The organism is Nocardia veterana NBRC 100344, from assembly GCF_000308855.1.
Lineage (GTDB): Bacteria > Actinomycetota > Actinomycetes > Mycobacteriales > Mycobacteriaceae > Nocardia > Nocardia veterana.
The window spans coordinates 1-17,828 of record NZ_BAGM01000116.1; the positions used below are offsets into that span (position 1 = coordinate 1).

General features: G+C 70.5%; 13 protein-coding genes and 1 pseudogene. 5 read left to right on the forward strand and 9 right to left on the reverse strand.

Features of this window, described 5'->3' with window-relative positions:
* The coding region (locus tag ON37_RS21905; RefSeq protein ID WP_157171542.1) for an ArsR/SmtB family transcription factor at positions 1-357 on the reverse strand (357 nt) is incomplete at its 3' end.
* A 99-nt stretch (positions 358-456) separates the two neighbouring features.
* Between ON37_RS21905 and ON37_RS21910 the strand changes: the two genes are divergently transcribed.
* Complete coding sequence (locus tag ON37_RS21910; protein ID WP_040721886.1) at positions 457-3,432, forward strand: type II toxin-antitoxin system Rv0910 family toxin; 2,976 nt, start codon at positions 457-459, stop codon at positions 3,430-3,432.
* 22 nt (positions 3,433-3,454) lie between these two features.
* Here the strand turns inward: ON37_RS21910 and ON37_RS21915 are convergent, their stop codons facing one another.
* The 6 genes and pseudogenes from ON37_RS21915 to ON37_RS21940 all read right to left on the reverse strand — a co-directional run bounded on the left by ON37_RS21915 (position 3,455) and on the right by ON37_RS21940 (position 12,597).
* On the reverse strand, positions 3,455-4,108 hold the full coding sequence (locus ON37_RS21915; protein WP_040721888.1) for an enoyl-CoA hydratase-related protein: 654 nt from the start codon (positions 4,106-4,108) through the stop codon (positions 3,455-3,457).
* A gap of 37 nt (positions 4,109-4,145) precedes the next feature.
* Entirely contained in the window at positions 4,146-4,766 is a 621-nt protein-coding gene (locus ON37_RS21920; protein ID WP_040721909.1) for a TetR/AcrR family transcriptional regulator, read from the reverse strand.
* Positions 4,767-4,844: 78 nt separating this feature from the next.
* Entirely contained in the window at positions 4,845-5,135 is a 291-nt protein-coding gene (locus tag ON37_RS21925) for a hypothetical protein (protein WP_040721891.1), read from the reverse strand.
* A 21-nt stretch (positions 5,136-5,156) separates the two neighbouring features.
* Positions 5,157-6,515, reverse strand: a complete 1,359-nt coding sequence (locus ON37_RS21930) for a M1 family metallopeptidase (RefSeq protein WP_040721892.1) — start codon at positions 6,513-6,515, stop codon at positions 5,157-5,159.
* A gap of 13 nt (positions 6,516-6,528) precedes the next feature.
* On the reverse strand, positions 6,529-10,461 hold the full coding sequence (locus ON37_RS21935; RefSeq protein WP_051031907.1) for a Pls/PosA family non-ribosomal peptide synthetase: 3,933 nt from the start codon (positions 10,459-10,461) through the stop codon (positions 6,529-6,531).
* Positions 10,462-10,829: 368 nt separating this feature from the next.
* A pseudogene (locus tag ON37_RS21940) lies at positions 10,830-12,597 on the reverse strand (amino acid transporter).
* A 521-nt stretch (positions 12,598-13,118) separates the two neighbouring features.
* Between ON37_RS21940 and ON37_RS21945 the strand changes: the two are divergent.
* Positions 13,119-14,381, forward strand: coding sequence for an MFS transporter (locus tag ON37_RS21945; protein ID WP_040721911.1), 1,263 nt, complete (start codon positions 13,119-13,121; stop codon positions 14,379-14,381).
* 22 nt (positions 14,382-14,403) lie between these two features.
* On the opposite strand, the gene ON37_RS21950 is transcribed toward ON37_RS21945, so the two are convergent.
* Positions 14,404-15,273: a MerR family transcriptional regulator gene (locus tag ON37_RS21950; protein WP_040721913.1), complete on the reverse strand. Its 870-nt coding sequence runs from the start codon at positions 15,271-15,273 to the stop codon at positions 14,404-14,406.
* Positions 15,274-15,440: 167 nt separating this feature from the next.
* Here ON37_RS21950 and ON37_RS21955 point away from each other — a divergent pair, with 167 nt between their 5' ends.
* The 3 genes from ON37_RS21955 to ON37_RS34290 are packed head-to-tail and all read left to right on the forward strand — an operon-like array spanning position 15,441 to position 17,531.
* Positions 15,441-16,154: a lipocalin family protein gene (locus tag ON37_RS21955; protein ID WP_306306503.1), complete on the forward strand. Its 714-nt coding sequence runs from the start codon at positions 15,441-15,443 to the stop codon at positions 16,152-16,154.
* A 55-nt stretch (positions 16,155-16,209) separates the two neighbouring features.
* On the forward strand, positions 16,210-17,208 hold the full coding sequence (locus ON37_RS21960; RefSeq protein WP_245553338.1) for a deoxyribodipyrimidine photo-lyase: 999 nt from the start codon (positions 16,210-16,212) through the stop codon (positions 17,206-17,208).
* The gene (locus tag ON37_RS34290) at positions 17,145-17,531 is read left to right on the forward strand and encodes an FAD-binding domain-containing protein (RefSeq protein ID WP_245553350.1); all 387 of its coding nucleotides are present in this window, start codon (positions 17,145-17,147) and stop codon (positions 17,529-17,531) included. Before ON37_RS21960 ends, ON37_RS34290 begins: the two co-directional genes overlap by 64 nt.
* Here the strand turns inward: ON37_RS34290 and ON37_RS21965 are convergent.
* Complete coding sequence (locus tag ON37_RS21965; protein ID WP_040721893.1) at positions 17,495-17,788, reverse strand: hypothetical protein; 294 nt, start codon at positions 17,786-17,788, stop codon at positions 17,495-17,497. The genes ON37_RS34290 and ON37_RS21965 overlap by 37 nt on opposite strands.
* Positions 17,789-17,828 lie beyond the last annotated feature (40 nt).

The window sequence follows — 17,828 nt, forward strand, 5'->3', positions numbered from 1 at the left end:
GGATGTGGTTGTGCCGCTGCTTGTTTCGATGGACAGAGCCTGTCCGGCCCGGGCCGCGGCCTCGGCCCGGTCGCGAAACGACGACATCGCCGTCGTCCAGAACCGGGTGAAGTAGCCGCGCAGCGCGTCGATGCCGTGCGGGTCGAGCCGGTAGATCCGGCGGGTGCCGACCGCCTCGTCGCGGACCAGCCCCGCCTGTTTGAGCACCTTCAGATGCTGGGAGACCGCCGGGCGGCTGACCGGGAGTTCGGCGGCCAGCTCACCGACCGCGCAGGGTCCGCGGCCGAGTCGTTCGAAGATCGCTCGCCGGGTCGGGTCCCCGAGCGCGTCGAGCGCATCGTCTTGGTAAGTCCCCACGAACCGTAAGTGTAGACTTACGTAATGCAGGTCACAAGTCTTTGACGCCCCGAAAGAGCGGGTGATTAATTGTCTCGAGACGCAACAAGGAGGTTGTCGGTGTCGCCATTGCCGGGATCGGATCGGATCCGCACCGCACGCACCAAGCTCGAGGCGGGAAACGCCCTGTTCGCGGCGGTGCGTAAGGATCCGCGCATCGCTCGCGACCTGATCACCGGTCTGGTCGGCGCCGCTCGATCGCGCTCGGCCCCGGCGGCCGCACCGGCCGAAGAGGCCGACGGTTACCTCACCCCCGCCGGGGTGAGCGACTACGCCAAATCCGCCCACGCCCGCCGCAGCCTTCCCGTGGCACCCGAGACGGTGGCCGCGTATCTGTCGGATCTGAACCGGCTGGGCGACTGGTTCACCCTGCACGCCGGCTGGCGGGGCCAGGAGCCCGGTGCGGTGCGCGAGGGCCTGACGTTCACGCAGCAGGCGGTGGTGATGGGGATTCCCGCCGAGTTGCGCTGGACGGTCGTCGAGGCCGGTGAGCGGGGGTTCGCGCTGCGTGGGGAGGGCCCGCAGGGTGTGCGGCTGGGATATTGGCTGACCGTCGCCGGTTCCGGCGACGAGGCGACGGTGTACTTCGATGCCGGGTTGGGCGGCCCGCCGGTGGAGGGGCCGCTGGGCGCGTCGGTGGCCCGCAGCCTCGGCGAGGCGATGGAGCAGTCCCTGGCCCGGCTACCGGCAGCGATCGCCGCGGCCGGACCGGTGAAAAAGCATGCGGCACAGCCCATTCGGCACCGCGCCTCGGGCACCGAGATCGATCCCCGCACCCCCGTGCTGGTGGGCGTCGGGCAGCTCACCCAGCGCACACCGGATTCCGGTTACGCCGATCCGGCCGCGCTCGCGGTGACCGCGTTGCGACGCGCCGCCGCCGATACCGGCGCCGGGGAAGACCTGCTGCGCCGCGCGGACGCGGTGTTCGCGGTGGCGTGCACGTCGTGGCAGTACCGCGATATGGGCGCGGTGATCGCGCAGCGCCTGGGACTGGCCGGTGTCGACACCGCGCAGTCGAGCCGCTTCGGCGGCGACGGCGGACAGCTGATGATCAACGAGGCCGCCGCAGCGATCGCGGCCGGCGACTACGACGTGGTGCTGGTCACCGGCGCGGAGGCCGGAGCCACCCAGGCCGCCGCGCAGCGGGCGGGGGTCGAGCTGTCGTGGCCGCAGCAGGGGCCCGAAGTCGCGCCGACCCGCACGATCGGCATCGACAAACCGGCCAACAATCCGGCCGAGACGGCCGCGGGCCTGATCGCGCCGATCAACATGTACGCCCTGCTGGAGTCGGCGAACCGGCATCGGCTGGGCCGCAGCCCCGGCGATCACGCCCGGGCCGTGGCCGAGCTCTGGTCGCGGCTGTCGATGGTGGCGGCCCGCAACGAATATGCTTGGCAGCCCGAGGAATTCGATGCCGACGCGATCGCCACACCCGGTCCGGACAATCGCATGGTCTCCACGCCCTACCCGAAGCTCGAATGCGCGAATCTGACCGTCGACATGGCCAGCGGCATCGTGATGTGCAGCGCCGCGGCCGCGCAGGAGGCCGGAATCGCGCAGGACAAGTGGATCTTCATCCACGCCGGCGCCTCCGGTCACGACGAGTGGTTCACCAGTGAACGCGCCGATCTGGCCGCCTCGCCGGCGATCGCGACGCTGGGCCGGGCGGTGCTCGAGCACAGCGGTATCGGTGTCGACGCCCTGACCCATGTGGACCTCTACGCCTGCTTCCCGGTAGCGGTGCAGATCGCCGCGCGCGAATTGGGGCTGGCGATCGACGATCCGGCCCGTCCGCTGTCGGTGACCGGCGGTCTGACCTTCGGCGGCGGTCCGGGCAACAATTACGGCGGGCACGCGGTGGCGACGATGGTGCAGCGGTTGCGGGCCGAACCGGGCACCTTCGGCCTGGCGAGTTCACTGGGCTGGTACGTCACCAAACATGCGCTGGGCGTGTATTCGTCGCTGCCGCCCGCGCAGCCGTACCGGCATCTGCGCCCGATCGTCGAGAATCCGCCGGCGCGCCCGGCCCGCAGCGGCCACGAGGGTCCGGCGGTGGTGGAGGCCTACACCGTCGCCTATACCCGCGACGGACAGCCGGAGGCGGCGATTCTGAGCCTGATCGAACCCGCGGGCGGCCGGATCCTGCTGCGGAACACCGATTCCGAGCTGATCGCGGAATTGGTCGACGGTGATCTGCTGGGTCTGCCGGTGACGGTGTCGGGGAACGACATCCGCGTCGAGGGCCGCGAACGGGTCGAGTTGCCGGCGCCGCCCGCACCGCCGGTGCTGGTGGAGCGCCGCGGGCCGATCACGATCATCACCCTCAACCGGCCGCAGGTGCGCAATGCCGTGAATCTGGCCACCGCCCTGGCATTGGAACGGGCCGTGGACGCCTACGAGGCCGATCCGTCGGCGCAGGTCGCGATCATCACCGGTGCGGGTGGATATTTCTGTGCCGGAATGGATCTCAAGGCCGCCGCCCGCGGCGAGACGCCGATGACCGAGCGGCGCGGCCCGCTCGGTATCACCGCGAAACCGCCGGTGAAACCGTTGATCGCGGCGGTCGAGGGACCCGCGTTGGCCGGGGGTTGCGAACTGGCGCTGGCCGCGGATCTGGTAGTGGCAGCGCAGGATTCGACGTTCGGGATCCCGGAGGTCAAGCGCGGGCTGGTGGCCGTCGGCGGTGGCGTGCTGCGGCTGGCGCAGCGGTTGCCGCGGGCGGTGGCGATGGAGCTGGCGCTGACCGGTGATCCCATTCCCGCCGAGCGCGCGGCGGCGCTGGGCCTGGTGAATCGGGTGACCGAATCGGGGAAGGCGCTCGAGGCCGCGGTGGAGCTGGCGCAGCGGATCGCGGTGAACGCGCCGTTGAGTCTGGCGGCGAGCAAACGCATCATCGACGAATCACCGGACTGGTCCACCGATGTCGCGTTCACCCGGCAGCTCGAGGTGTCGGGCAGTGCGCTGGCGTCGGAGGATGCGGCCGAGGGGGTGCTGGCGTTCGCGCAGAAGCGCACGCCGGAGTGGAAGGGGCGCTGAGCAGCGCCCCCGCCCGTGGCGGTCAAGCGGTCAGGGCGGTGTAGGCGTCGGCGTAGAACACCGATTTGATCGATCCCAGGGTGCCTTGATCCTTGGCGCCCAGCGGGGCCAGCAGGGCGAGGGCGGACTCGACCTCCGCGCCCGCGGCGGCGGTGGCGTCGACCAGGCCGTATTCGTGTGCTTCGGTTCCGCCGAAGCGACGGCCGGTGAGGACGGCGGCGGTGACGGCCTCGGCCGAGAGTTTGGCCTGCACGAGCGCGGCCAGCGCCGGGGTGAACGGCACCCGGATGTCGACCTCGGGGAAGCAGAAGTAGCCGCGATCGGCGCGCATGACGCGCTGGTCGTGCGCGAGCGCCAGCATCGCGCCGGCGCCGAAGGCGTGGCCGGGCAGGGCCGCCACGCTCGGCACCGGCAGGGTGAGCACCCGCGCCAGCAGCCCCTGCACCCGTTCGACATACCACGAGGCGCGATCGCCGTTGGCGCTCAACCACTCCAGGTCGAGTCCGTTGGAGTAGAACTTGCCGCTCGCGGTGGTGATCAATCCCGTGGCGCCGTCGGCGATTACGGTGTCGAGGTGGGCGTCCACGGCGGCGAGGAACTCGGGTGAGAAGCGGTTCTCGCCGGCGCCGAGGTCGAGCACGGCGACGGTGCCGCGGTAGGCGAGGGTGGGGGACATCGGATCTCCTGGGTTTCGGTCGTCGGTGTTCGGTTGGTCAGCGGGTCGGTGGTGGCCCGGCGGTGACGGCGGCGCGTACGGCCGCCCGCAACCGCATCCGGGTGTCGGGGTCGGCGAGGCGCTCGCGTGACAGCAGCAGCGCGGTGGGCAGATCGACGATGCAAGCGGTGATCACCTCGACCGCGCGCCGGTCCTCACGCTGCCACAGGTGCGCCGACAACCTCCGCATCACCGCGATGAGTCCGCGGTGCTGCGCGCGCACCTCGGCGGCCACATCGTCGGGCAGTTCCGCGGCCAGGACCTCGTCGTGGCGCAACATCGTGACCAGGCGCGACGAGGCCGGATACCGGTCGGCGAACTCCACGGGCGCCTCGGCAGCGCGCACGACGGCCGCCACGGCGGCGGCGCTGCCGGTGCCGTCCGCCAGCGCCGCGTCGACGAGTTCGTTCTGCACGTCGAGGAACCGGCGTGCGGCGCGAATCCACATGCGCGCCACCAGTTCCGAGCGCGAGCCGAAACTGTGGTAGATCGCTCCGTTCGACATTCCGCTGGCAGTGGCGACCGCGCGAATGGTCACGGCCGGCAGGCCCGCGGCCACGGCGAGCGCTTCGGCGTGGTCGAGAACGACATCGAGATCGTGGATGCGGGGGCGGGGCACGACCTCACCATAACAGAGCATGTGCTCTGTTATTCGGTGGTGTGCGTCACCGGGCCCACGACGCGCGAATCCGACCGCTCAGCCGTCGCCGGCGAGAAGTTCGTCGAGGCGGTTGCCCAGCACCGTGTATTCCGCGAGCCAGCCGCCGGCCGCCGCGATCTCGCACAGCGGCCCGGTCGGCGCGAACAACCGACGCAGCTCCGCCACGCCACCGCGATCACCGCGGGCGATGCGTTCGCTATGCGCGGTGAGCTCGGCGATCAGTTCGTCCTCCGTGCGGAAGCGCGACTGCCAGCTCAAATCCTGCGGTTCGCGCCGCACGATCGTCAGCACCCGCTCCAGCACGTCGCGGATCCCGCTCGCTGCCACGCCGTCGCCTCGCCTACCGGGTCAGCTGCCGACCGCACCGAGACCGGGCTGCGGCAGCTCGGGCAGTGCGGTGCGATACAGCCACCCGTCCCACAGATCGCGCAGTGGGGCCGGGCTGTAGTGGCCGGCGAGGTCGGTAAAATCCTCGGCGCTGACGCTGCCGTAGCGGTGCCGGGCGGTCCAGTCGCGCAGCAGGGTGAAGAAGGCGTCGTCGCCGAGGCGCAGGCGCAGCGCGTGCAGGGTGAGGGCGCCGCGTTTGTAGACCCGGTCGTCGAACATCGACGCCGGTCCCGGGTCGCCGATCACGAGATCCTGCGGGGCCCGGGCGAGGTTCTGGCGGGCGGCGCGGGCCAGCTGGTCGGCGCCGGGCCCGCCCCCGGCCTGCGACCAGATCCATTCGGCGTAGCAGGCGAAACCCTCGTGCAGCCAGATGTCGCGCCACTGCCGCACGGTGAGGCTGTTGCCGAACCACTGGTGGGCCAGTTCGTGCGCGATGAGCCGTTCCGCGCCGCGGTGCCCGTCGCAATGGTTGGCGCCGAAGATCGACACACCCTGTGCCTCGATGGGGATTTCGAGCTCGTCGTCGGTGACGACGACGCTGTAGCCGGGGAACGGGTAGGGCCCGAACCGGCGCTCGAATTCGGCCATCATCTGTGGTTGCCGGGCGAAATCATGGTCGAAGGCGGGGCGCAGCCGCGGCGGCAGCACCGCGGTCATCGGCACCTTCGTGGCGCGTCCGGTGTCGATGCGGTGGGACCGGTAGGGGCCGATCTGGATGGTGGCCAGATAGGAGGCCATCGGCTCGGACTGCTCGTACACCCAGGTGGTCTGACTGGATTTGGTGGTGCGGGCGGTCAGCACACCGTTGGCGAGCGCGTGGTACGGGGAGTCGGTGGTGATCGAGATCCGGTAGCTGGCCTTGGAACTGGGGTGATCGTCGCACGGGAACCAGGACGCCGCGCCGTTGGGCTGGCTCGCCACCAGCACACCGTCGGTCAGTTCCTCCCAGCCGACCTCACCCCACGGGCCGCGCACCGGTTTCGGGGTGCCGCCGTAGTGCACCACGATCGACAGGGCCGCGCCGGGCGGCACGTGGCGGGCGGGAGTGATCGTCAGCTTGCCACGGGTGTGGGTGTATTTCGCCGGCTTGGCGCCGTTGACGAAAACCTTTGCCACACTCAGTGTTTGCGACAGATCCAGCGCGAACCGCGGCTGCACCGCGGTGGTCACCGCCGTGATGGTGGCCCGGCCGGTCAGCCGGTTGGCGGCGACCTTGTACACCAGGTCCAGTTCGTAGCGCGAGACCCGGTAGCCGCGGTTGCCGTTCTGCGGCAGATAGTCGTCGATCGGCGCCTCGGCGCCACCCTTACCCACCTTCACCGACGACCTGCCTTCACTTGCCGCGCCGGGTGTCCGGCCACGGCGCAATCGGATTGCCCTGCCACCGGGTCGACGGCGGGACGGTGTCCCCGCGCATCACCAGCGAGGCCGGGCCCACGGTCGCACCGGCGCCGATGCGGGCCGCCGGCAACGCCACGCAGTGCGGGCCGAGGGTGGCACCGGCTTCGAGGGTCACGCTGTCCATGGACATGATCCGATCATGGAACAGATGAGTTTGCACGACACAGCCGCGTTCCACGGTCGCTCCGTCGCCGAGGCTCACCAGATCGGCCTCGGGCAGCCAATACGATTCGCACCACACGCCGCGCCCGATGCGCGCGCCGAGCCCGCGCAGCCAGATGTTCATCACCGCGGTGCCGGTGGCCGCGCGCGCGAACCACGGCGCGGCAACGGTTTCCACGAACGCGTCGCACACCTCGTTACGCCACACGAACGAACTCCACAGCGGATGTTCCACCTTCCGGATACGTCCGACGATCAACCATTTCGCCGCCACCGCGCACGCGCCCGCGACGGCGCCGGCGATCAGCAGCACCACCCCGGAACAGAGCGCGGCCAGCCAGTATCCGGGCCCCGACGCCAGCCACGCCAGCGCGAACAGCACACCGAGCCCGATGCCGAAGCTGAGGATCACCGGCACCAGCCGGCAGGTTTCCACCAGCGCGCGGGCCAGTTTCAATTTCAGCGGCGGGTCGAAGGTGCGGGCGGTGTCGGCATCACCGGCGGTGCGGCGCAACCGCACCGGCGGGCTGCCCAGCCACGACGAACCCGCCTTCGCCTTCTCCGGAGCCGCCGACAACACCGCCACCAAACCGTTCTTGGGCACCCGCCGTCCGGGCGCGGTCATCCCGGAGTTACCCAGAAAGGCCCGCTTTCCCACCTTGGCGCCGCCGATGTGCATCCAGCCGCCGCCGAGTTCGTAGCCGGCGATCATGGTGTCGTCGGCGAGGAACGCCCCGTCGGCCACCTTGGTGAATTTGGGCAGCAGCAGCACCGTCGACGCCTCGACGTTCTTGCCGACGTCGGCGCCCAGCAGCCGCAGCCACAGCGGGGTGAGCAGGCCCGCATACAGCGGGAACAGGAAGGTGCGCGCGGAGTCGGTGAGCCGTTCGGTGGCCCAGGCCTGCCAGCCGACGCGGCTGCGCACCGGGTGATAGCCCGCGGTCAATCCGATCGCGAGCACCCGGATCGCGATCACGGTCACCGCGGCGAAGACGGCGAGCACGATCAGCGCGGCCACCGGCAGCATCAGCATCGCGTGCGCCAGCGCCCCGGGCAGGGTGGTTTCGTCGCGGATCCACCAGGCCAGCAGCAGGCCACCCGCGGCGAGCGCGATCACCGGCAGCGCCGACAGCAGCATCGAGGTCACCCCGAAGACCAGCACCCAGTGCAGCGCGCGCGGCGGTGTGGTGGCGGGCCAGCGATGGTCGGCGGGACCGACTTTCACCGCGGGCGACCCGGCCCAGCTCTGCCCGGCTTTCACCTTCCCGAATACCGCTGAGCCGGGTTCGACGACGGCGTTCTTGCCGATCACCGCGCCGGGCATCACCGTGGACCGGGAACCGACGACCGCGCCGGGTCCGATGCGGATTTCCCCGATGTGCACGAGGTCGCCGTCGATCCAGTATCCGGCCAGATCCACTTCCGGTTCGACGCTGCAGCCGTCGCCGAGTTCGAGCATGCCGGTGACCGGCGGCAGCGTGTGCAGATCGACCCCGTGCCCGATGCGTGCCCCCAGCGCGCGGGCGAACGGCACCATCCACGGTGCGCCGGACAGGTTTTCCGCACCCGCCGCCTCGGCCAACCGCACCGCCGTCCACAGCCGCAGATGAACCGAGCCGCCGCGCGGATAGCTGCCGGGCCGCACACCGCGCAACAGCAGGCGCGCGCCCGCCACGCAGATCGCCATCCGGCCGGGCGGGGAGATGAACAGCACGAATCCGGCCAGCGCCCACCACCACGACAGTCCCGGCATCCACGGCAGCGCACCGAAGCGGGAGGCGATGTTGGTGACCACGCCGAGCCAGGTCAACCACTGCAGGCCGGTGAGGGTGGTCAGCGGCACCGAGGCCAGCACCTGGATCCATTGCGCGCGCCGCGGTGTCGGGGTGACGTGGCGGGTGGGCGCCTGTTCGGTGGGGGCGGCGGCGTCGATGAATTCGGCCAGTGCGCCCAGTCGCGGATGATCGTAGAGGTCGGCGACGGTGATCTGCGGCAGCCGTTCGCGCAGCGCGGTGACCAGCTGCGCGGCCGACAGCGAACCGCCACCGAGGTCGAAGAAGTCCGAATCCGGTCCGTCGACATCGGCGCCGAGCACCGAATGCCACAGTCCCGCAAGCCAATACGCGGTGCCGTCCAGTCCCGCGCCGGGTTCGCCGTCGGCGCCGGGCAGCGGCCACGGCAGCGCGTCCCGGTCGACCTTTCCGGAGGTGCGCGTGGGCAGTTCGTCCAGGACGGCCAGCCGGGGCACGAGGGCGGCGGGCAGTCGTTCGGCCAGTTGTGCCCGCGCGCGAGTCAGGTCGAAACCGTCGTCGCCGGTGGACAGGTAGCCCACGAGGATCGGGGTGCCGGTGGCGGTGGTGCGCACGGCGGCCGCGGCGGCGGTGACACCGGGCAGCTGTTGCAGCGCGGCGTCGAGTTCGCCGAGTTCGATGCGGCGACCGCCGACCTTCACCTGGTCGTCGGCGCGGCCGAGGAAGATCAGCCCGGCGGGGTCGTTGCGCACCAGATCACCGGAACGGTAGGCGCGCTGCCAGTCGAGGGTCGGCATCGGGGCGTATTTCTCGGCGTCCTTGGCCGGATCGAGGTAGCGGGCCAGGCCCACGCCACCGATCACGAGCTCACCGGATTCGCCGTCGGCCACCGGGTTGCCCTCGGCGTCCACGACGGCGAGATCCCAACCGTCCAACGGTAATCCGATGCGCACGGCTCCGGTGCCGGTCAACCGCGCGGCGCAAGCGACCACGGTGGCCTCGGTGGGACCGTAGGTGTTCCACACTTCGCGGTCGCCGGGGCCGGCGAGCCGTTCGGCCAGTTCCGGAGGCACCGCTTCGCCGCCGAAGATGAGCAGCCGCACGGTGTCCAGCGCCTCCGGCGGCCACATCGCGGCCAGCGTCGGCACGGTGGACACGATACTGATCTCGCGACGCACCAGCCACGGCCCGAGGTCCATGCCGCTGCGCACCAGCGCGCGCGGCGCCGGCACCAGGCAGGCGCCGTGCCGCCAGGCCAGCCACATCTCCTCGCAGGAGGCGTCGAACGCGACCGACAGTCCGGCCAGCACCCGATCACCCGGCCCGATCGGGTTGTCCTGCAGGAAGATTCGCGCTTCGGCGTCGACGAAGGCGGCGGCGTTGCGGTGGGTGACCGCGACACCTTTCGGGGTGCCGGTGGAGCCGGAGGTGAAGATGATCCAGGCGTCGTCGCCCACGGCCGGCGCGGCCGACTCGTCGCTGTCGCCGGGCTCACCGGCGTCACCGGCGGAGGTCGGATGGCAGGTGCGCGCGAGGGACGTGATCCCGTCCCCGGTGACGATCGCCGCGACTCCCGCCTCACCGAAGACCAGGTCCGCGCGTTCTTGCGGATCGTCGGCGTCCACCGGCACATACGCCGCGCCGGCGTGCAGGACCGCCAGGATCGTCACATACAGTCGCGCGGTCCCCGACGGAATCCGCACCCCCACCCGGTCGCCACGCCGAATCCCCGCGGCACGCAGCCGGGCCACCGTTTCGTCGACGGCGGCCCGCAACTCGCGATAGGTCAGCACCTCGGTGCCGTCGTCGACGGCGTCGGCGTCGGGATGGGCCCGGGCCGTGGCGGCGAGGATGTCGACCAGTGTCCGAGGCGGTGGCGCGGCATCGCCGCGCAGCAACGGTGCCAGCGGGCCGGAAGCGAGAGTCGGCCCCGCACCACCGTGATCCGGGATGTGGGGGTCGTTCGCGCCGTCGGGGGGAGCGGTGGGCGAGGGGCTGGTCGGGCCCGCGCCCGATTGCGAACCGACGACCACGTTCTGCCTGCCTCTCCCGTTTCCGCTTATCGGACGTCCGGTTGTCTCACATTCGGGTTACCGGAACGCAAACGCCGGCTGTCCGGTTTCTCGCGCGTCCGGGTCGACCACAGCTGCGACGATCGCGCCGTCGGCCCGCATCATTGTCCCAATCCGGTGTTCCGATCGGTGTCGCGGGGCGGCGCGGTCGGTTCGCCAGTGATATGCCGGGCCCCGACCGACAGGGAAGACGGCGATGCCCGCTGGGCCGCCGATGGAAGCGGTCCGGGCCGCCGCGCTGCGGACCCTCAGCTGTCGACGTGCACGTGCGGGCGCTGGTGCGGATCGGCGACGGCGCGGCGCAGGATCTCCCGGGTCACCGGCGCCACCTCGCCCTCGCCGACGAACAGGAATTTCAGCAGGTTCAGCAGCGGATTGCCTTCGGTCCATTCGAAATACACGTGCGGATTCATGCCGGTGCGGTCACGGATGGCCAGCAGGATCGCGGCGATCGAGTTCGGCACCGCCGCGGCTTCGACGGAAAGAATCTTGTGGCAGCCGACCTCGACGGCCCTGACGTGCAGATCGGTGGAGAATTCGGAGGCGTCCTTGACGATCACCTCGAGGAACAGGATGGGAGCCTTGGCGGGGATGTGGCTTTCGACCCGCTGCTCGGCCTCCTTCTGCCGGTACTCGTCGGGGTGGCGGGCCTCGGCGTCGTCGACGTCGTGGGTGACGATGCGGATGGTGCCCGAGGCCGCGATCTTGTCGATCAGCCAGGCCGCCTTGTCGTCGAAATCGACCTCGATGGCCCGCAGTTCGAACGCGCGCCGCGCCCGCGAGACGAACGACACCACGATGATCGCGACGATGAACAACGACGCCAGCTGCACGCCCTCGGGACGCTCGACGATATTGGCGATGGTGGTGTAGACGAAGACCGCCGCCACCGTCCCGAAACCGATCATCTTGCCGCGCTGCCGTTTACGTGCCGCCGACAGGGTGACCGCCACCGCGGCCGAGGTGATCAACACCAGCACACCGGTCGCGTAGGCGCCGCCCTGGGCATCGACGTCGGCATCGAAATACCAGGTGATGCCGAAGGCGATCACCGCGAACACCAGCACCAGCGGCCGGGTGGCCCGCGCCCATTCCGGCGCCATGCCGTAGCGCGGCAGATAGCGGGGGGCCAGATACGCCAGGGCTCGCCCGTTGGCCGAGCCGCCGGATTCGAATTCCGATTCCGGGATCAGCACGACGGTGATGAAGCTGGTCACGATGAGGAAGCTGCTCATGATCAGCGCGGCGGTGGTGAGCAGTTTGCGGGCGCCCACGATGCGGCGGACCGGATTCTCCTCCGTGTCACCGGGCCCGCCCTTGATCTGCGGCATGACCGCGACACCGGTCTCGAATCCCGACAACCCCCAGCGCCAGTTTCGGGAACACCAGCAGCGAGATGCCGATCATCGCGAAGACACTGCCGTGCTGGGCGGTCATGGCATGCCCCCAGTCGACGACCAGATGTGAGGCGGTCGCGACCTTCCACACGCCGACGACCGCAACCACCAGGTTCAGGGCCAGATACACCCCGACGAGCCCGATCGCGATCCGGATGGCCTCGGCGAATCCCTTCAGGAAGATCGCCGCCAGCAGCGCCAGCAGCGCGAGGGTGATCGCCAGTGCGTGACCGTGCAGCGCCTGCGGGACGAACGGGTTCTCGACGATGTGGGCGGCGCCGTCGGCCGCCGACAGCGTCATGGTGATCACGAAATCGGTGGCCGCGAAACCGAGCAGGACGAGGATGAACAACTTCCCGGTCCAGCGCGGCAGGATCTCGGCGAACATGGCCAGCGACCCGCCACCGTGCGGCGACTCCCGCGCCACCCGCCGATACACCGGTAGCGCGCCCAGCAGCGTCAACGCCACCAGCACCAGGGTTGCCAGGGGCGACAGCACGCCGGCGGCCAGCGCGGCGATGCCGGGCTGGTAGCCGAGGGTCGAGAAGTAGTCGACACCGGTCAGGCACATCACCTGCCACCACGACCGCTGGTGCTGTTCCTCGGCCTGTTTGACCATCGGGCCCGGGTGCCGGGAGTACCGGTCCTCGTCGGCGCCCTGCAGCAACCAGTCCGTCAGTGCCGAGCGCGATCGCCCGGTGGCGGTGGTGGTCACGTCGTCCCCCTCGGGAGGATCTGTCCGGATGGCCCGGAGTCCTGCAACATCCGGGACAATGTACGCGGGCCGGGCCCGCTGTCTCGTGCATAGAATGTTCCCGCGCCCAGGGTAACCGGCAAATCGGGCACAAAGCCCGGCAAATCCGGCGCCGGACCGGCCCCTCCTCCCCTCGAAGCAGCCGCGTCGCTGCTGTGAGCGGAGTCACCCATATCGCTATCATCGCAGCTGATCCACACCGTTCGACCAGCCCGCACCGAGCCCGCCCGGTTTGCCGGCGCGCTCATCGGGTACCCGAGGACTTCGTGTTCTCGCCGCAGCATCGCGGCGGGCACGCAGCAACCGAAAAACAGGTGAGGGAGGAGCGCGCTGTGAGCACCAGCCTGCCGCACGCCCAGCAACGACGCTCGGTGGCCGCAGCGGCCATGGGCAACGCCACCGAGTGGTACGACTACGGCGTCTACGCGGCCACGGCCGGCTACCTCACCGACGCATTCTTCCCGGGCTCACTCGGCACCCTCGGCACCCTGCTCGGTTTCGCCATCTCCTTCGTGCTGCGCCCGATCGGCGGCATGGTGTGGGGGCCGCTGGGCGACCGGGTCGGCCGGAAAGTAGTGCTGGCCACCACAATTCTGCTGATGGCCGCCGCCACCGGCTGCATCGGTCTGCTGCCCACCCACGCCGCGGTCGGCATCACCGCACCGATCCTGCTGATCCTGCTGCGCGTCGTGCAGGGCTTCTCCACCGGCGGTGAATACGGTGGCGCGGCCACCTACATCGCCGAGTCCACCGATGAGCGCCGCCGCGGATTCCTCGGCAGCTTCCTCGAATTCGGCACCCTGTGCGGATTCGTCGGCGGCTCCACGGTGGTGCTGATCCTGCAGGTGCTGCTGTCCGACGACGCGATGAACTCGTGGGGCTGGCGGGTGCCGTTCCTGCTGGCGGTGCCGCTGGGCCTGATCGGCTGGTATCTGCGCAGCCGCCTCGACGAATCCCCGGTGTTCACCGAGGTGGCCGAGCACGAACAGGCGCAGGGCGGGCTGCGGATTCTGCTGCGCGACTATCGCCGCGAACTACTGACCATCGCCGGGCTGGTGGTGGCGCTCAACGTCGTCAACTACACGCTGCTGGCGTATCAGCCCACCTACCTGCACAACACGCTGGGAATGGGTGACTCGCAGACCACCGCGATGGTGCTGATCGGGCAGATCGTGATGGCGCTGGTGCTGCCGGTGTCGGGTGCGATCTCCGACCGGGTGGGGCGGCGGCCGATGTGGCTGGTGTCGCTGGTCGGGCTGGCGCTGCTGGCCATCCCGATGTACTGGCTGATGGGCCAGGGCGCGGGCTGGGCGATCGTCGGCTTCGTCGTGCTCGGCCTGCTCTACGTCCCGCAGCTGTCCACCATCTCGGCGACGTTCCCGGCGATCTTCCCCACCCAGGTGCGGTACGCGGGATTCGCGTTGGGCTACAACATCTCCACCGCCGCCTTCGGTGGCACCGCACCGTTGATCAACGAGTCGATCATCGACGCCACCGGCTGGCATCTGTTCCCCGCCTACTACATGGTCGGCGCGTGCCTGATCGGATTGGTGGCCTGGTTCTTCCTGCGCGAGACCGCGGGCGTGTCGCTGGCGGGCACCGAGGTCCCCGATGCGGCCGAGGAGGAAGCGGTTCCGCAGCCGACCTGAAGCTCCCCGCCGGCACCCACGTTCACGACACCTCGGCGGCGTGGATCGCGAGGAGCCGGTCGAACGCGGACGCCAGGTCGGCGACGAGCTCGGCGCCCGCCGGAAGCGGGACGTCCACCCAACCGGGCCCGGCCGCCAGGACCGGGATCCCGCGTTCGGTGCCCGCGCGCACAGCCGACAGTAGTGCGGTCGTTTCCTGCTGTGACCACAGCGCCACGGCCGCACCGGGTCCGCAGCGCTCGAGCGCGTCGGCGAGGGCGGCGGTGGGCACGTCCGGGCCGAGCATGGTCGCCTGGAGATCGCGCTCGGCCAAGGCGGCGCGCAGCACCTCCAACGGCAGGGCATGCGCCTCGCCGCTGGTGCACGCGAGGACGACAGGCGCGGTGGCGGCCGCCTCCGGCGGCGGGACGGCACGGTGCAGCGCGGCGGTGATCGACCACGACAGCAGATGCTCGACGTCGATACAGCCTTCGCCCGCGCCCTGTCGGCGCACGATCTCGGTGAATGCGGGGCGGCACAGCAGGTTCCAGGTGGTCACGACACCGAAGGCGTGCAGATGGGCGCGCAGCAACGACACCAGCAGGGCCGGGTCCGGAGCGAACGCGGCCTCGAGCAGCCCGGCGTGGTCACCGGCCACCGGACGCGGGCCGCGCACCGCGGCCGCCGCCCGCGCCGGGCTCGATCCGCCGCGGACGAGCAGGACCATGCGCTCGAGGCGGACGATATCGGCTTCGGTGTAGAGGCGGTGCCGGCCGGGGCGATGCCGGGACGGGCCGATGCCGTACCGCTGATTCCAGCTGCGCAGCGTCGCGGTGGGGATGCCGATGCGCTCCGCGACGGCACGCACCGAATATCCGGTCGCGTCGGTGTCGGAGGTCGGGTCGGCGGACATGGGAATCATTGTGCCTTTCCCGGCACGCTCGCCGTGCCGTCGGACGGCGGATCCGCGGCGGTACTCCGGGCCGTCCTACCGATCCAACAAGGCGCATCGTTTATGCATCGATTGCGGTAGGATTGCCGACACCAGCACATCACGCTCGCCGTCCGGAGGAGATCGCCGTGACCGAACACCCCTCGCAGGTAGAAGATCTCCGCCGGCAGGGTGCGGAGACCGCCGTAAGTGTCACCGGCCGCCGAGCCAGGCAGCGGCATTTCGCTGCGGTATCGATGCATCCCGGACGGGCGCTCGCGACGGTCGCGGTGACAGTCACCGCGCTCCTCGCCGGAGCGGTCCAGGTCGGCGCGACCCCCGCGCGGCCGACGTCGGGACCGGAGCCGGTGGCGGCGCTGGATCTCGCCCGCTACCTCGGATCCTGGTACCAACTCGCCGCCGTGCCACAGTTTTTCAACCTCGGCTGCGCACGAGACACGCGCGCCGAGTACACCGCCCTGCCGAACGGCGATGTGGCGGTCCGCAATTCGTGTACGACCTGGGCGGGCACGACCGACGAGATCCGCGGCGCCGCGCGGATCCGGGACCCGCGCACCGGAGCACAGCTGCGGGTGGCGTTCCCGGGCGTTCCGACCCAGGAAAGCCTGGACGGCCCACCCAACTACCTCGTGACGGCCCTTGGGCCCGACTACACCTGGGCCCTGGTCACCGACCCCGACCGGATCTCCGGATTCGTCCTGTCCCGCGAGCCCGTCCTGGCGGCCGAACAGTGGGGTCGGGTCCGAACGGCCATCGACCGCGCCGGTGAGAACCCGTGCCTGTACCTGACGACACCGGTGACCGGCGGCCGCGACGACATCACACCACTGTGCCTCGCCTGACCGCCAGTCGGAAAAGCCCACGCGGACACAGCGATCGGCAGGAGGTGCGGGACCGGTGGCGGTAGCCGTCGCATTGTTCACTCGTGACCTGCGGGTACACGACAACCCGGTCCTCACCGCGGCACACCGCACCGCGGCCGCGGTGATTCCGCTGTTCGTCCTCGACGACGCACTGCTCGACAAGCCGTCCGCCGCCCCCAACCGATCGCACTTTCTCGCCGCGGCCCTCACTGAGCTCGACACCGAACTGCGGGAACGAGGCGGACATCTGGTGCTGCGACGCGGCGCGGTCGTCGACGAGGTCGAACGGATCGTCACCGAGGCCCGGGCCGGCGCGGTGCATATCGCTGCCGAGGTCAGCCACTACGGCCGCCGACGCGAATCGGCGCTGCGGGAGCGGCTCGCCGCCCACGGCTGCCGCCTGCACAGCCACGCGGCCACCGTCACCGGTGTGGACCTCGCCGCGATCCAACCGTCCACCGGCCGCGACCATTTCGCGGTGTTCACCCCCTACTTCCGGCGCTGGGAGACCGCTCACCACCGCCGCCCCCTCCCCGCCCCGCGCACACTCACGGTGCCGCAGCCACCAGGGCCCCGCTCCGAACTCGACGCGCTGCACCGGGCACCGGCCTCACCCCAGCTGCGAGTCGGCGGCGAACGCACGGGCCGGCAACTGCTCCGCCGATGGCTGGCCGGACCGGTAACCCGATATGCCGACACCGGTGACGATCTCGCCGCCGACGCCACCTCCCACCTGTCGCCGTATCTGCACTTCGGCTGCGTCTCCGCCGCCGAGGTCGTCGCGCGGCTGGACACGGCCGATCCGGGCGGCCACAGTTTCGCCAGACAGCTGGCCTGGCGCGACTTCCACCATCAGGTGCTCGCGGCTCGCCCCGACGCCGCCTGGGCCGACTACCGGCCGGGACTGTTGTGCCACACGATGATCCGCAGGCGTTCGACGCGTGGGCGCACGGCCGCACCGGGTTCCCGATCGTCGACGCCCCGATGCGACAGCTTCGCCACCAAGGCTGGATGCCCGGCCGCGCCCGGCTGATCACGGCCTCGTTCCTCGTCAAGACCTTGCGCGCGGATTGGCGGCTCGGCGCCGACCACTTCCGGTACTGGCTGGTCGACGGCGATGTGGCGAACAACCAGATGAACTGGCAGTGGGTCGCCGGCACCGGAACCGATACCCGCCCGAACCGCCGGCTCAATCCACTCCGGCAGGCACAGCGGTTCGATCCCGACGGCACCTATGTCCGCCGCTGGTTACCGGAATTGGCGCAGCTGACCGGGTTTCCCATCCACCGCCCCTGGCGTGCGAACGTCGATCCCGCCACCTATCCGCCGCCGATCGTGGACCTACCCGACATGTGACCGCTGCGGCCTTCGCCGAGAAAGTCCTGACAGCGGCAGCGCATCGCCGCCGACGGCGCGCCACCGTCACTCGATACCAGCACCCCCGCGACCACGGCACTGCGGCAACGGCCCGATACCGGGTCGTGCACGATATTCGAATGCCCGCAGTGCGCGCACAACCGGCGAGTCACCTTGCGGGGCACCAGGATCAGCAACAGCAACGCCGTGAACGCCACCGTGATGCCGAGAAACCGCAGCAGATGGGGCCAATCCACGTGTCACCACCTCACCTTCCCGCCGAGCCCGGCGCAGCGG

Bases quoted from the DNA above. Each gene is read 5' to 3' on its own strand.
- ON37_RS21915 (WP_040721888.1), bottom strand. From the start codon at position 4,108: ATGTCCCCCACCCTCGCCTACCGCGGCACCGTCGCCGTGCTCGACCTC.
- ON37_RS21945 (WP_040721911.1), top strand. From the start codon at position 13,119: ATGGGCAACGCCACCGAGTGGTACGACTACGGCGTCTACGCGGCCACG.
- ON37_RS21950 (WP_040721913.1), bottom strand. From the start codon at position 15,273: ATGTCCGCCGACCCGACCTCCGACACCGACGCGACCGGATATTCGGTG.